14 protein-coding genes are annotated in these 14,722 nt (G+C 68.2%); 7 read left to right on the top strand and 7 right to left on the bottom strand.

Features of this window, described 5'->3' with window-relative positions; all coding sequences use genetic code 11:
* Positions 1 to 237: 237 nt before the first annotated feature.
* A complete protein-coding gene (locus NAM01S_RS34335) occupies positions 238 to 450 on the bottom strand; it encodes a YdeI/OmpD-associated family protein (protein WP_218018460.1) in 213 nt (70 codons plus the stop codon).
* 418 nt (positions 451 to 868) lie between these two features.
* Here NAM01S_RS34335 and NAM01S_RS25120 point away from each other — a divergent pair, with 418 nt between their 5' ends.
* The 6 genes from NAM01S_RS25120 (at position 869) to NAM01S_RS25095 (ending at position 8,588) form a co-directional block, all read left to right on the top strand.
* Positions 869 to 4,624 (top strand): nitrate reductase subunit alpha, encoded by a 3,756-nt coding sequence (locus NAM01S_RS25120; RefSeq protein ID WP_084483282.1) that lies wholly within the window; start codon positions 869 to 871, stop codon positions 4,622 to 4,624.
* A gap of 10 nt (positions 4,625 to 4,634) precedes the next feature.
* Positions 4,635 to 6,404: a nitrate reductase subunit beta gene (gene narH, locus NAM01S_RS25115; protein WP_253799376.1), complete on the top strand. Its 1,770-nt coding sequence runs from the start codon at positions 4,635 to 4,637 to the stop codon at positions 6,402 to 6,404.
* Positions 6,401 to 7,081, top strand: coding sequence for a nitrate reductase molybdenum cofactor assembly chaperone (gene narJ, locus NAM01S_RS25110; protein ID WP_067789453.1), 681 nt, complete (start codon positions 6,401 to 6,403; stop codon positions 7,079 to 7,081). The genes narH and narJ overlap by 4 nt, the downstream gene beginning before the upstream one ends.
* Entirely contained in the window at positions 7,078 to 7,836 is a 759-nt protein-coding gene (gene narI / locus NAM01S_RS25105; RefSeq protein WP_067789452.1) for a respiratory nitrate reductase subunit gamma, read from the top strand. Before narJ ends, narI begins: the two co-directional genes overlap by 4 nt.
* A 132-nt stretch (positions 7,837 to 7,968) precedes the next feature.
* Positions 7,969 to 8,193 carry a type II toxin-antitoxin system HicA family toxin gene (locus tag NAM01S_RS25100; protein ID WP_067789450.1) on the top strand — a complete coding sequence of 75 codons (225 nt, stop codon included), beginning with the start codon at positions 7,969 to 7,971 and terminating at the stop codon, positions 8,191 to 8,193.
* The gene (locus tag NAM01S_RS25095) at positions 8,190 to 8,588 is read left to right on the top strand and encodes a hypothetical protein (RefSeq protein WP_084483281.1); all 399 of its coding nucleotides are present in this window, start codon (positions 8,190 to 8,192) and stop codon (positions 8,586 to 8,588) included. The genes NAM01S_RS25100 and NAM01S_RS25095 overlap by 4 nt, the downstream gene beginning before the upstream one ends.
* A gap of 32 nt (positions 8,589 to 8,620) precedes the next feature.
* Here the strand turns inward: NAM01S_RS25095 and NAM01S_RS25090 are convergent, their stop codons facing one another.
* The 3 genes from NAM01S_RS25090 to NAM01S_RS25080 form a co-directional block, all read right to left on the bottom strand.
* Entirely contained in the window at positions 8,621 to 9,067 is a 447-nt protein-coding gene (locus tag NAM01S_RS25090) for a cupin domain-containing protein (protein WP_067789448.1), read from the bottom strand.
* Positions 9,068 to 9,237: 170 nt separating this feature from the next.
* Positions 9,238 to 9,573, bottom strand: a complete 336-nt coding sequence (locus tag NAM01S_RS25085; protein ID WP_067789445.1) for a TfoX/Sxy family protein — start codon at positions 9,571 to 9,573, stop codon at positions 9,238 to 9,240.
* 44 nt (positions 9,574 to 9,617) lie between these two features.
* Positions 9,618 to 11,357 (bottom strand): N-acyl-D-amino-acid deacylase family protein, encoded by a 1,740-nt coding sequence (locus tag NAM01S_RS25080; RefSeq protein WP_067789443.1) that lies wholly within the window; start codon positions 11,355 to 11,357, stop codon positions 9,618 to 9,620.
* 162 nt (positions 11,358 to 11,519) lie between these two features.
* Here NAM01S_RS25080 and NAM01S_RS25075 point away from each other — a divergent pair, with 162 nt between their 5' ends.
* Entirely contained in the window at positions 11,520 to 12,161 is a 642-nt protein-coding gene (locus tag NAM01S_RS25075; protein ID WP_067789439.1) for a TetR/AcrR family transcriptional regulator, read from the top strand.
* 119 nt (positions 12,162 to 12,280) lie between these two features.
* Here the strand turns inward: NAM01S_RS25075 and NAM01S_RS25070 are convergent, their stop codons facing one another.
* Genes NAM01S_RS25070 through nirD form a run of 3 tightly spaced genes read right to left on the bottom strand, consistent with a single transcriptional unit; the run spans position 12,281 to position 14,703 of the window.
* Positions 12,281 to 13,060 (bottom strand): sirohydrochlorin chelatase, encoded by a 780-nt coding sequence (locus tag NAM01S_RS25070; RefSeq protein ID WP_067789436.1) that lies wholly within the window; start codon positions 13,058 to 13,060, stop codon positions 12,281 to 12,283.
* On the bottom strand, positions 13,057 to 14,301 hold the full coding sequence (locus tag NAM01S_RS25065) for a uroporphyrinogen-III synthase (RefSeq protein WP_067789433.1): 1,245 nt from the start codon (positions 14,299 to 14,301) through the stop codon (positions 13,057 to 13,059). Before NAM01S_RS25065 ends, NAM01S_RS25070 begins: the two co-directional genes overlap by 4 nt.
* A gap of 6 nt (positions 14,302 to 14,307) precedes the next feature.
* Positions 14,308 to 14,703, bottom strand: coding sequence for a nitrite reductase small subunit NirD (gene nirD, locus NAM01S_RS25060; RefSeq protein WP_067789430.1), 396 nt, complete (start codon positions 14,701 to 14,703; stop codon positions 14,308 to 14,310).
* Positions 14,704 to 14,722: the final 19 nt, after the last annotated feature.

Below are 14,722 nucleotides of genomic sequence, written 5' to 3'. Positions count from 1 at the left end.
ACGCATGTGTCATGGTTACATTTCAGCAATCTCGCGGGGCGTGAAAAGTCACCTCCGCCAGTGCCATTCATGACGCCGCACGCCCGCTCGGCAGAGACAAGTCGCTCGACCGACCATTCGAATGCGCGCACGTACGGCGCTATATCCGACCGGTCGGTACCCGTTTGCCCCGCCTCGCTGTCGCCCAAAAGAATTGAGCGAATCGATTCGGAAATGGCCGCCGCTCGAGGACTCGCGTCACCCCGCCGCGGCGACCGCCCTATCGATTCGCTTCGCGCGTGTCTCCGGGCGCTTGGCCGACTCGATCGCCCCGACGAGCTGACGGCGCCGCGAATAGGAGAGCGCGTCGAAGGCGGGGCGCGCGCGGCGGTCGACGCCGCCGCGAGATCCTCCGGACCTCGACCGTCCGTTCTGCGGTGTCGCGGCGCACGGTGACCGCGACGGTGTCACCGGAGCCTTTGCACCGCCGGTTTACGGCAAACGAATGGCGAACCACTTGGGTCTGGACGAATCGGGGTCCGGCATGGTAGCCACGAGGGCAGTGGGCGGCGCCACAATTCGGGCTCTCCGACCCCGCCGCGTTGTGTTAACGATTGTAAACCGCCCGAGAACCCCCGGTTTCGAAAGCTTCACCGACAAGGCCCCGAAACACCTGCCCACTGCCGTATTTCGGCCGGTCAGCCCGCATCGGCCCAGGTCACGTGAATGTCACCGAAGGTCGGTCGCAACCGCCCAGTGACCGGCAGGTTGCCGCGACCTCACAACTCACCGGCGGCCTCCGCGCGCTGTGAGAGAATCGTTTGGCCGCGCGTCTTCACCTCCTTACAGTCGGTGCAACAGCCCGATTTCACAGCTCGAAGGGGGCGTCGTGGTTAACTCACGCACTCATGTTTCGGCACCCTCCGATCAGGCGGGCCCGCTTTCCTCCGACGCCGGTGACGCATTGCTCCGGCTGGGCAAATACTTTCAGCGCGGCGAGGTCTCCTCGGACCAGCGCAGCCTGCACAAGGTCGGCGGCCGCGGCGCCGACGACTTCTATCGCGACCGCTGGGCGCACGACAAGGTGGTGCGCTCCACGCACGGCGTGAACTGCACGGGCTCGTGCTCCTGGAAGATCTACGTCAAGGACGGCGTGATCACCTGGGAGTCGCAGCAGACCGACTACCCCTCGGTCGGCGCGGACAAGCCCGAGTACGAACCACGCGGCTGCCCGCGCGGCGCGTCCTTCTCCTGGTACACCTACTCGCCCGCGCGGGTGCGCTACCCGTACGTGCGCGGCGCGCTGCTGGAGCTGTACCGCGAGGCCAAGACCGAGCTCAAGGACCCCGTGCTGGCCTGGGAGTCCATCGTGGAGGACCCGGCGAAGGCCAAGAAGTACAAATCCGCCCGCGGTAAGGGCGGTTTCGTGCGCGCCGAGTGGTGGGAGGCCGCCGAGATCGCCGCCGCGGCGCACGTGCACACCATCAAGCGCTACGGGCCCGACCGGGTCGCGGGCTTCTCGCCCATCCCGGCCATGTCGATGGTCAGCCACGCCGTCGGTGCCCGATTCATCTCGCTGCTCGGCGGGTCGATGCTGTCGTTCTACGACTGGTACGCCGACCTGCCCGTCGCCTCGCCGCAGGTGTTCGGCGACCAGACCGACGTGCCGGAATCGGCCGACTGGTTCGACGCGGGCTACCTGATCATGTGGGGCTCCAACGTGCCCGTCACCAGGACACCGGACGCGCACTACATGACAGAGGCCCGCTACCGCGGCCAGAAGGTGGTCGTGGTCTCCCCTGACTACGCCGACAACACCAAGTTCGCCGACGAGTGGGTGCCCGCGCGGCCGGGAACCGATGCGGCGCTTGCCATGTCGATGGGGCACGTGATCCTGAAGGAGTTCTTCCTCCAGCGCGACACCCCGCGGTTCCTCGACTACGTCAAGCGCTACACCGACCTGCCGTACCTGGTCTGCCTGGACGACCCGGCGGGCTGGGACGCCGAGGGCGTCTACCACCACGACGGCGCGCTGGCGGGCAAGTTCCTCACCGCCGCCGACCTCGGCGAGACCGTCGATGGCGCGGAGCACAAGCCGGTGCTGCTGGACGACGTGGGAAATCCCGTGGTGCCCAACGGTTCTCTCGGCCACCGCTTCAACGAGGCGGACGCCGGCAAGTGGAACCTGGACCTGGGTGGTGTCGACCCGCTGCTGAGTCTCTATGGCGCGGAGGGCAATCAGCCCGTCGCGGTGCGGCTGCCGCGCTTCGACACCGACAAGGCGGGCGTGCTGCTGCGCGGCGTGCCGACGGTGACCGTCGCGGGCAAGCGCGTGACGACCGTGTTCGATCTGCTGCTCGCCCAGTACGGCGTCGGGCGCGACGGACTGCCCGGTGAATGGCCGACCGGCTACGACGACGCCTCCACCCCCTACACCCCCGCGTGGCAGGAGACCATCACCGGCGTCCCTGCCAAGCAGGCCGAGCGCATCGCGCGCGAATTCGCCGACAACGCCGACCGTTCCGGCGGTCGCTCGATGATCCTGATGGGCGCGGGCACCAACCACTGGTTCCACTCCGACCAGATCTACCGCGCGTTCTTCACCCTGACGCTGCTCACCGGCTGCCAGGGCGTGAACGGCGGCGGCTGGGCGCATTACGTCGGTCAGGAGAAGTGCCGTCCGGTGACCGGTTGGGCCACTTTGGCTTTCGGTCTGGACTGGCAGCGTCCGCCGCGTCAGATGCAGGGCACCGTGTTCTGGTACCTGACCAACGACCAGTGGCGCTACGACCCGTTCACCGCCGAGTCGTTCGCCTCGCCGCTCGGCAAGGGCGCGTTCGAGGGCCGCACCGCGGCCGACAACATCGCGCTGGCCAGCAGGCTCGGTTGGATGCCGAGCTACCCGACCTTCAACCGCAACCCGCTCGATCTCGTCGACGAGGCCGAGGCCGCGGGCACGACGCCCGCCGAGCACGTCGTCGCGGGCTTGAAGTCCGACGAGCTGCGCTTCGCCTGCGAGGACCCCGACGCGCCGGAGAACTTCCCGCGCTGCCTGACGGTCTGGCGGGCCAACCTGCTCGGCTCGTCCGGCAAGGGCAACGAGTACTTCCACAAGCATCTGCTCGGCGCGGACTCCAACCTCCAAGCGGGCGAGGCGACCGGGGTGCGGCCGCAGGAGCTGGTCTGGCGTGACGAGGCGGCGACCGGAAAGCTGGATCTGCTGCTCTCCCTGGACTTCCGGATGACGAGCACCACGCTGTTCTCCGACATCGTGCTGCCCGCGGCCACCTGGTACGAGAAGCACGACCTCTCCTCCACCGACATGCACCCGTTCGTGCACGCGTTCTCCCCGGCCATCTCCCCGCCGTGGGAGGCGAAGACCGACTTCGAGGCGTTCCACCGGATCGCCCGCGGCTTCTCCTGGATGGCCGAGAAGCACCTCGGCAAGCGCAAGGACATCGTCGCGGTGCCGTTGCAGCACGACTCCCCCGATGCCCTCGCGCAGGCGGGCGGGCGCGTGCTGGACTGGAAAGCCGGTGACTGCGAACCGATTCCGGGCAAGACCATGCCGAAGCTGGTGGTCGTCGAGCGCGACTACCCGAAGGTGGCCGAGAAGATGGCCGCGCTCGGTCCGCTTGTCGACACACTCGGCCTGACCACCAAGGGCGTGACCACTCACCCGGATGCCGAGGTGGAGTACCTGGCGGGCATGAACGGCACGGTGGTTTCCGGTGTGGCGCAGGGCCGTCCGTCGCTGGCCAAGGACACCCACGCGGCCGAGGCCATCCTCGCGCTCTCCGGCACCACCAACGGCCGCCTCGCGGTCGAGGGCTTCGAGGCGTTGGAGCGGCGCACCGGCACCAAGATGGCCGACCTGGCCGCCGAGCACGAAGGCAAGCGAATCACCTTCGCCGACACCCAAGCTCGGCCGGTGCCGGTGATCACCTCGCCGGAGTGGTCGGGCAGCGAGACCGGCGGACGCAGGTACTCGCCGTTCACCATCAACACCGAACGGCTCAAGCCCTGGCACACCCTCACCGGGCGCCAGCACTTCTACCTCGACCACGACTGGATGATCGAACTCGGCGAGCAGCTGCCGATCTTCCGTCCGCCGCTGGACATGACCGCGCTGTTCAGCGAGCCGGGCGTGGGTTCGGTGACCGAGAAGGGCGTCACCGTCAGGTATCTGACGCCGCACTCGAAGTGGTCGATCCACTCCGCCTACCAGGACAACCTGCACATGCTGACGCTCTCGCGCGGCGGTCAGTCGATCTGGATGTCGGACAAGGACGCCGCCAAGATCGGTGTGGCCGACAACGATTGGATCGAGGCGATCAACCGCAACGGCATCGTCGTCGCGCGCGCCATCGTCTCGCACCGCATGCCAGAGGGCACCGTGTTCATGTACCACGCGCAGGACCGCGCGGTGGACGTGCCGCGCATCGAGGGCACCCCCGAGGTGAACGACGCGCGCGGCAAGCGCGGCGGTATCCACAACGCGCTCACCCGGATCATGATCAAGCCCTCGCATCTCATCGGCGGGTACGCGCAGCAGTCCTTCGCGCTGAACTACCACGGCCCCACCGGAAATCAGCGCGACGAGGTGACGACTATTCGCAAGCGGTCGCAGAAGGTGGAGTACTGATATGCGTGTCATGGCACAGCTCGCCATGGTGATGAACCTGGACAAGTGCATCGGCTGTCACACGTGCAGCGTCACCTGCAAGCAGGCGTGGACCAACCGAGGCGGCACCGAGTACGTCTGGTTCAACAACGTGGAAACCCGTCCTGGACAAGGCTATCCGCGGCAGTACCAGGACCAGGAGAAGTGGAAGGGCGGCTGGACGCTCACCAAGCGCGGCAAGCTGACCCTGAAGTCCGGTTCACGCATGAAGCGGCTGCTCAACATCTTCGCCAACCCGGACCTGCCCACCGTGTCGGACTACTACGACCCGTGGAGCTACGACTACGACAACCTGCTGTCCTCCCCCGCCATCGACACCACGCCGGTGGCGCGGCCGAAATCGCTGATCACCGGCGAGGACACGAAGGTCACCTGGGGCGCGAACTGGGACGACGACCTCGGCTCCGGCCCCGAGCAGGTGGGCAAGGACCCGCTGCTGAACAAGCTCTCGGACAAGGTGAAACTGGAGTTCGAAGAGACCTTCATGTTCTACCTGCCGCGCATCTGCGAGCACTGCCTGAACCCGTCGTGCGCGGCGTCCTGCCCCTCCGGCGCGATCTACAAGCGCGCCGAGGACGGCATCGTGCTGGTTGACCAGGACAAGTGCCGCGGCTGGCGGCAGTGCATCACCGGCTGCCCGTACAAGAAGATCTACTTCAACCACAAGACGGGCAAGGCGGAGAAGTGCACCTTCTGCTACCCGCGCGTGGAGGTCGGCATTCCGACGGTGTGCTCGGAGACCTGCGTGGGTCGGCTGCGCTACATCGGCGTCATGCTCTACGACGCGGACAAGGTGCTCGAGGCCGCGTCGGTCACCGACACCAAGGATCTGTACCCCTCGCAGCTCGGCGTCTTCCTCAACCCGCACGACCCGCGCGTCATCGCGGAGGCCGAGCGCGCCGGTATCTCGCCGGAATGGATTCAGGCGGCGCAGGATTCGCCGGTCTACAAGCTGATCGTCGACTACCAGATCGCGCTGCCGCTGCACCCGGAATACCGGACCATGCCGATGGTCTGGTACGTGCCTCCGCTCTCGCCGGTGGTGGACGTGCTCACCGAGACCGGGCACGACGGGGAGAACCACGCGAACCTGTTCGGCGCCATCGACGCGCTGCGCATTCCGGTGGAGTACCTGGCGGAGCTGTTCACCGCGGGTGAGCTCGGACCGGTGCGCGCGTCGCTGCAAAGGCTCGCCGCCATGCGGTCTTTCATGCGGTCGGTGAACCTCGGTGAGGAACCTGACCCCTCGATCGCGCCGTCGGTGCGGCTGGAGCCCGAGGAGATCGAGGCGCTGTACCGGCTGCTCGCCATCGCGAAGTACGAGCACCGCTACGTGATCCCGCAGGGTGCGACTTCGCAAGCGCACGAACTGGATTCGCTCGCCACCGGATGCAGTCTCGACACCGACGGCGGACCCGGTATGACCGCGTTCGATCAGATGGTGGAGAAGTTCCATCTGACCGACACCAATGGCGCCGCGCCGGAGGAGAAGTCGAACCGGATCAATCTGCTCAACTGGGATGGCAAGAGCACCGAGGGGTTGATCCCGACCAGCAACGGTGCTGGGTCCAACGGTGCTGGGCAGAACGGCTCGGCCAACGGCGCCGGGCACGACGACGCAGAGGCGAACGGTAGCAACGGCGCTGCCGAGGTGGGGGCCGCGAACGGCAGCAACGGCGCTGCCGGGAACGGTTCGTCCGCCGGGGACGTGACCGCGGCGCCGAGCGGGGCCGCCAGATGAGTTTGCTGAAGCTGCGGCGGCGGCCCGAGCCCGCCGTGCGGATGGCGGAGCGGGACCGTCGCCTGGTGTGGCGGCTCGCCGCGCTGCTGCTGGACTATCCCGGCCGGGACCTGCTCGCCATGCTGGACGAATTGGACGGCGCGGCAGAGCAATTGCCGGACGAGGTACGCCCGCAGCTGGCCGGTCTGCTGACCCACCTGCGCACGACGCCGCCGATCGACCTGGCCGCCGACTACGTCGCGACCTTCGACATGCGACGCCGCGCCAGCCTGCACCTGACCTTCTACGCCTACGGCGACACCCGCAAGCGGGGCATGGCGCTGCTGCGTTTCAAGCACGCCTACCGGCACGCCGGGGTGGAACTCGGCGATCAGGAACTGCCCGACCATCTGCCTGTGCTGCTCGAATTCGCCGCGACGGTGGACCCGATCGGCGGCGAGCGCCTGCTCGGCGAGCACCTGCCGGTCATCGAGCTGCTGCGACTCTCGTTGTCCGACAGCGGTTCTCCGTACGCGGGGGCGCTTGCCGCGGTGGTGGCGACACTGCCGCCGCTCACCACGGCCGATCGGCGGCGCATCGCCGAGCTCGCGGCCGAAGGTCCGCCGGAGGAAGAGGTCGGCCTGGAACCCTTCGCCATGGACCCAACGATGTTCGCTCAATCGGAAGGCCGTCGATGAACGCCGTCCCGCACCTGCCCGTCGAGTTGTGGCTGATCCTGCCGTACGTCGCGTTCACCTCGTTCGTGCTCGGCCACATCTGGCGCTACCGCAACGACCAGTTCGGCTGGACCACCCGGTCCTCGCAGATCTACGAGAGCAGGCTGCTGCGGCTGGGCAGCCCGCTGTTCCACTTCGGCATGCTCGGGGTGTTCTTCGGGCACGTGCTCGGCGTGCTGATTCCCGAGTCGTGGACCGCGGCCGTCGGCATCAGCGATCACACCTATCACCTGATCGCGGTGGGCGCCGGATCGGTGGCCGGTCTTTCCGTGCTGGCCGGTGTCGGCATTCTGCTGTACCGCCGATTCACCGTGACGGCGGTGCGCAAAGCGACCACCGCCAACGACAAGCTGATGTACGCCCTGCTCACCGCCGCGCTGGTCACCGGACTGACCAACACCTGGGGCGCCAACCTGCTGTTCGGCACCTACAACTACCGGGAAACCGTCTCCCCCTGGTTCCGCAGCCTGTTCACCCTGAACCCGCAACCGGAACTGATGGTCGGCACCCCGTGGCCGTTCCAGCTGCACGGGCTGGTCGTCCTGGTCTTGGTCGCCCTGTGGCCCTACACCCGCCTTGTCCACATGTTCAGCGCCCCCATCGGCTACCTCACCCGCCCCTACATCGTCTACCGCCACAAACAACCCAACGCCACCGACTCCCGCCGCTACGCAAAAGCCTGGGACGCCCCGGTCACCCCGGAACGCTGGCGCTGACCCAACCCCTTCGCCCCCACCGCGCTTCGGTGGGGGCGATCTCGTATGCGGAGAACCATCCCGCAAACCGACTAGCGGTATTTTTGCCTAGTCAGCTAGCGATAGTTGCGCCTAGCGCACTAGCATGTTGTCATGATTGCGGAGCAACCGACCAGAAAGGTCCTGAAGGCCCTCAAAGCCGCCGGCTGGTCGAAGCTCCGCGACGGAGCGGGCAGCCACACTATCTACGGTTGCCGGACCGGCAAGCATGACGTGAGTGTCCCGGACGGGCATACCACCATCTCGCCGGGGGTGGCCAGGTCGATCAACAAGGCCGTTGGGTCCTGCGACTGCCCGGAGGAGGAAGAGAAGCAGTGAGCAAGGCAATCACCTACGACGTGCACGCGAGCCGTGTCGGCCGGTGGTGGGAGATCACCATTCCCGACGTGTACGGTACAGACCCCTGTGGTCAGGCGCGCCACCTCACCGACGTGGGATACGAAGCACGCACCATCATCGCCGCGAAGCTCGACGTACCGCTCTCCCGCGTGGAATCGCGACTGATCGTCGACGATTTCGGCGACGCACACGATGTCAACGAACGAGTCGAGCACATCGCGCAGCTGCGCTCGACCATCGAACGGCTGACCGAAGAACTGAACGCCGAGCAACGCGCGCTGGTCAAAGAGCTACGGCGCGAAGACGTTCCGGACGTCGACGTGGCCACGTTGCTGAATGTGGCGCGGCAGCGGATCGGCCAACTGGCGAAATAGCTTGGGGCCCAGAGGCCGACCGCGGGTTCGGATCAGGCGCAGGGTGGGGCCGGGGCGTCCTGGAAGAGCGGGGCGCCGGTTGGTGGGGCGTAGACGACGTCGAGGATGAGGGGGTCGGGGCCGAGGTTTTGGCCGATGTGGACGTTCCACTCCCCCGCGGGTTCGTAGATGAAGTCGCCCGTGCGATACACCGGCGCGACGCAATCCGGGCCAGGGTGGGTGAGGGTGCCGGAGCGAACGAAGCCGAATACCGGCCCGTCGTGCCAATGCCATCCCGTCGACCCGCCCGGCCCGATCGTGATCTCCCGAACCACCAGATCGGTCCCCGCCACGAACGGCAGCAGACCGGCCGGAATCTGCGCCTGCCCGAGGGTGACCGCCGTGATATCCGACCCGGGCGTAGCCTCCGCCCGCGCCACACCGACCACCGCCCCGCCGACCACCGCCACCACGACGGCCCCGCCCACAATGGACATCATCGCCGCAGCGTATCGAGCCCCCGGCGGTCGAGAACGGAAACGCGTCGATTCCGCCCGGACTGTCCGTTTCGGCGGACTCAGCGCGACACGTTCAGCACCCGCGCGGCCTCCCTCGCCCCGCCCCAGCCCGCCCGATAGTTACCGCACCCCCGCGGAACCGGCGCACGGATCTACTTCTTGGTAGGGAGGGAGCGGGCGTAGTGGACGCCGCGGTCTACCCACTCACGCAGTGTGGTGTCATCGCCGAGCGCCGCTGGGGCAACGTGGAGCCAGCCGTGCATTTCGCGGCTACCCATCGTCATGGTGGTGACGAATTCGTCGTCGAGAAGGCGGTCGGCTTCGGTCGGGGCGACGCGAACGAGTAGCCCGCCGTCGCGAACGGCCGACACCGCCATGTTGCCGCCGATCAGGAAGGCGAGGCCGCCGAACATCTTCTGTTCGGTGACGTCGAGTCCGGGGTCGATGTGGTCGCGGATTCGCTCGGCCAATTCCTCGTCGTATGCCATGGGTCACAGTGTGGACCCGGGTACCGACAGATCGAAGCCGGTGCTCATCCGGCGTGCAGGAACCGCCCCGCCCGTTCCGTGCCCAGCCCGGGGTCGGCGGCGCCGGAGCCGAACACATACTTTCCGCCGATGAACACGGCGGTGACGGTCGCGTCGTTGCGGTTGACCATGCGGGACAGACCTGCGTAGTGCGGGGCCGGGTGTTCGGCGTAGGTGTCCAGGGTGGCGTCGAGACGGGCCGGGTCGATCACGACGGCGTCGGCACGGTCGCCGACGCGCAGGTGGCCCGCGTCCAGGCCGTACCAGTCGGCGAGTTCACCGGTCACCCGGTGGACCGCGTGTTCGAGGGTCATGAACGGCCGGTGCGCGCGTTCGGCGTCGTTGACGCGGCGCAGCAACCGCAGGCCGAAGTTGTAGAAGGCCATGTTGCGCAGGTGCGCGCCGGCGTCCGAGAAGCCGAGCTGGATGCCGGGATCCGCGGCGAAACGGTCGAGCACGGCGGGGCGGTGGTTGGAGATGGTGGTGCGCCACCGCACTTCGCCGCCGTGTTCCACGACGAGATCGAGGAACGCGTCGACCGGATGCAAGCCGCCGCGGTCGAGACCGACTTGACCGAAGGTCTTGCCGAGCACGGATTCGTCGGGACATTCGACGATCTCGGCGTCGAAGAAGTCGCGATGCCAGACGCGGGGACCGTACTTCTTGTCGTAGTCCTTGCGGAACCACCGGCGGTAGTCTTCGTCGCTCAGCAGGTGCTTACGCTCTTCGAGCTGGTCGGCGAGATGCAACGCCGCCGCTCCCGACCCGAACTCCTCGAACACCGGCAGGTCGATGCCGTCGGAGTACACCTCGAACGGCACCGGTAGATGCTGCCAGCGGAAGTCGCCGCCGAGGGCGTTGACGGCCCGGGCCAGCGCCGGAAACACGTGCGCCACACCGGGAATCGCCTTCACATCGGCGGCAGAGAGCAGACTCACCTTCAGCGGTTCCCGCCACAGCCCGATGCTGCTCGCGGCCATCGCGACCAGGCTCTGCGGCCGTGCCACGTCGGGTCCGCCCTGCAGGGCGCGCCCGCGGCGGCGCAGGATCGTGTTGAGCATGCCGCGTTCCCCGCGCGTCGCGTACGTCGAGGGCAGGGTGCGCGAGCGACACAGCTTCCCGTCGAGCTTGTCGAACAGCAACTGCTGGGAGGACATGCCGACGAAGCCCGCGTCGAGCGCTTCGGTGAGCGCGCGCCGCATCGTGGCGAGTTCGTCCGGCGTCGGCTTCACCTCGTGCCTGGTCGCGCGATCGAGTCCCATCACCGCGGCGCGGACGTCCGAATGTCCCAGGAAACTCGCCACATTCGGTCCGAGCGCCAGCGCGTCGAGCGCCGCGGCGTACTCCTCGGCGGTGCGCCAAGACTTCAGGTCGCCGATGGCCGCGACGACGTGTTCGCGCGGAATGGCTTCGACCCGGCCGAACAGATCGCCCGCCGTCTCCGCGTCGGCGTGCACCGTCGACAGCGAACACGATCCGAGCAGCACGGTCGTCACGCCGTGGCGCGCCGATTCCGGCAGCGCCGGATCGAGCAGTACCTCCACGTCGTAGTGGGTGTGGATGTCGATCATGCCGGGGATCACCCACTGCCCGGCGGCGTCGACGACCCGGCCGCAGCCGGTCTCGTCGAGCGGTGCGGCCGACACCTGCGCCACTCTGCCGTCGCGGATGCCGAGGTGGCGGACCGCCGACGGGGCGCCGGTGCCGTCGAACCACCGGCCGCCCTTGATGATGCTGTCGAACATCGCCGACTCCCTACAGTTCGATCTCGCGTCGCACGACCTCGCCGATCGCCTTGCGCGACAACGGTTCCGTGTCGGCGAGGCCCGCCGACGTGACCTGAACCACAAAGTAGCACTGACTGGACGTAGTGTCTAGTGAGTTTGCATGTCGTCTAAGATTGGTCCATGCCGACCGAACCGACCGGGACCCGCCGCGGCTCGCTGCGCGCGGAACAGAAGCGCCTGACCAGGGCGCGGATCGTCGACACCGCGCGCCACCTCTTCGAAACGCAGGGGTACTCGACCGTCCGCGTCGACGACATCGCCGCCGCCGTCGGTTGCAGCCGGGCGACCTTCTACCTGCACTTCACCGGCAAACCCGAGGTGCTGCGCGCCATCGCCGAGGCAGGCACCCTCGCCACCATCCGCCTGTTCTACGCCGACCTGGACCGGGTGCTCACCACCGGATCACGAGAAGCGTTCGCGGACTGGATGACCCGCGCCATCGACTGGTTCTTCGCGAACAAGGACATGCTTCCCGCCTGGGACGAGGCGACCGCGCTCGAGCCGGAATTCCGCGAGGTGGCGCGCGAGGGCATCATGACCCTCGCCGACAGCATGCCCGCCTACTTGTCCCGGTGGCCCGCCGAACGCAGGGACGAGGCGCGGCTACGCATCGAATTGCTTGTCGCGCAATTGGAGCGCTTCTTCACGCGCTGGGCGATGCAGGGCACGATCGACGTCTCCGCCGACCGAGCGGCCGAGGTACTCACCGACATCTGGTTCCCCGCCCTCTCGGCGCCGGAACGCGAACAGCCCGGACCATAGGCGCCCCCACCCCGGCTGACCATCCCGACAGCGCCAAAGGTCAGGGCCGCCTCCCTCAGCGGCCCTGACCTGAGCGAATCCCTAAGTGCCGAGCCGCGAAACGCTCGAAACGAAGGCACTCAACGTACGCGAGTATCGACCATTTCCCGCACCGCCGCGCGATACCGATCCGCGATGAGCCGGACGACCGCGGGATGCACGCCGATGGGCTCGGCGACGCCGTCCGCACCCGCCTCGTGCAGCCGCTGCTGGAACAGCCCGTGCGCCAGCAGATACGACGCGACGAACACCCGCCGCGCACCGGAGGCACGCAGGTCGGCGACGACTTCCGGGACGCGCGGCGCGCCGGTGGCGACGTAACCGATGCGCACCGGCGCACCCAGGTGCTCGGCCAGCATCGCGGCCGCCCGCCGAACGTCTTGCCGCGCACGGGCATCCGAGGAACCCGCCGCGGCGAACACGACGGCGTCACCGGGCCGCCAGCCCGCCGCGCGCAACCGCATCGCCATGATCCTGGCCAGCGCCGGATCCGGCCCCATGGCCGGGGTGACGGCCACCGCGTCGTGCCCGCTCTCGGCGACCTCGCGCGGCACGTCCTGGTAGACGTGGTAGCCGGAGGCGAGGAACGCCGGAACCACCACGGCGGGAACGGATTCCGCCGCACCGGTCAGATCGCGCAGCACCTCCGACGGCGACGGGCCGAGCACGTCGACGAAGGCGGTGCGGACCGCGGGCGCGTCGGTACCGTCGCCGCGCCCCGAAATCGCGGCGGCCGGTTCCGAAAGAGCCTGCGCCGCACCGAGTTCACGGGATACGGCTTCGGCAAGGGCGGCGATCATCTCCACGCCCCTTGTGCTTCGGGTGCCGTGCGCCACCAGCACAAGGGCGGGGGTGCTCACCAGGTCCCCATCGGTTGCGGAGCGTACTTGGGGGCACGCGCGGGCGAGCCGACGCCGGGCACCTGCGGCCGCGCTTGCGGCACCTGGCGCGGATTGTTGTCGGTGCACTCGGCGGCGTCCAAGGCGAGCCGGTAGCCGCGCTTGACCACGGTCTGGATCGCCTTCGGCGTGCCGAGTCCGGCGCGCAGCCTGGCGATCGCGGTCTCCACGGCGTGCGTGTCGTCACCGCCGCCGGGCAGCGCGGAGAGCAGATCCTCGCGGGACACGACGCGACCGGGCTGGCGAGCCAGCGAACGCATCAGCGCCATCGGCGCGGGCGCGAGCTGACGCACCTGACCGTCGACCACGACGCACGCGCCGCGCACGCTGATGTTGTGCCCCGCGGCCTGAATTCGGCTGGCTCGCCTCGGCAATTCCTCGGCGACGTGCCTGGCCAGCGCACCCAGTCGCGCCCGCCCCGGCATCGAGGTCGGCACGCCGAGCTCTTCCAGCGGCGCCGCGGTGATCGGGCCGACGCAGGCCGCGAGCACCCGGCCGCGCAGGGCGTGCAGCACGCCCTCCAGCAGCCCGGTTTCCTTGGCGCGCATCAACATCGACGCCACGGCGGGCGCGCTGGTGAAGGTCACACAGTCCAGGCTCGCGGTGACGATGGCCTCGATCAGCTGGTCCATCGGGCCCTGATCGGCGGGCGGGGTCCAGCGATACACCGGCACCGGAACGACATCCGCTCCGGCACAACGCAATACCTCGCAGAAGTCCGGTACCGGCTCCCACTCGGTGGTCGCGCCGTGCAGCTGCACCGCGATGCGCACACCCTCAACGCCCTCGGCAAGCAGGTGATCGAGCACCTCGGCCGACGACTCGGAGGCGGGCGACCATTCCTCGCGCAGTTCCGCGGCGCGGATGGCGCCCTTGGCTTTCGGGCCGCGCGCCAGCATGCGGGTGGCGGCCAGCGTGCTGCGCAGCTCCTCGGCCAGTCCCCAGCCTTCGGCCGCCTCCATCCAGCCGCGGAAGCCGATGCCGGTGGTGGCGACGGTGATCTGCGGCGGCTCGGCGACGAGAGTCCTTGTGACGCGCTCCAATTCGTTGTCGTCGGCCAGCGGAATGATCCGGATGGCCGGCGCCGACACAATGGTGGCGCCCCTTCTGGTCAACAGGGTGGCGAACTCCTCGGCTCGCCGCGCCGCCGTGATGCCGACCGTGAATCCGGCGAGACAAGCGCCCGCTTCAGTTGTCGTCATGGATGCTCATCCGTCCGAGGAATCGAGCGCGACCGGCTCGTTGGAAACCGAAACGATGCCGTCGTCGACCCGCACCGCGTACACCGGCAGCGCCGCCGATTCATCGTCCAGGCAATGCCCATCGAGCAACGAGAACGCCTGCTTCAGCAGCGGCGAGGCCACGACGGGCACGCCGCCGCGATCACCGACGATCCCGCGCGACATCACGGCCGCGCGACCGAACGGATCGATATTGCCGACGGCGTACACGCTGCCGTCGGTCAGTCGGAACAGTGCGGCCTGCTGGCCACCCTTCAGCAATACCGCAACGCCGCGGCCTGGGATCAAATAGTCGAGTCGGCACGCTTGCGTCCAACCGGTGGCCGTAGCTGGCGAGATGCTGGGTGTATCGATCACGGTCATCGGGTTCCTCCTCCGAACG

Origin of the sequence: Nocardia amikacinitolerans NBRC 108937 (assembly GCF_001612615.1) — a bacterium.
GTDB lineage: Bacteria > Actinomycetota > Actinomycetes > Mycobacteriales > Mycobacteriaceae > Nocardia > Nocardia amikacinitolerans.
The sequence above is the reverse complement of the archived record's forward strand: the minus strand, read 5'-3'. Positions and strand labels throughout refer to the sequence as shown.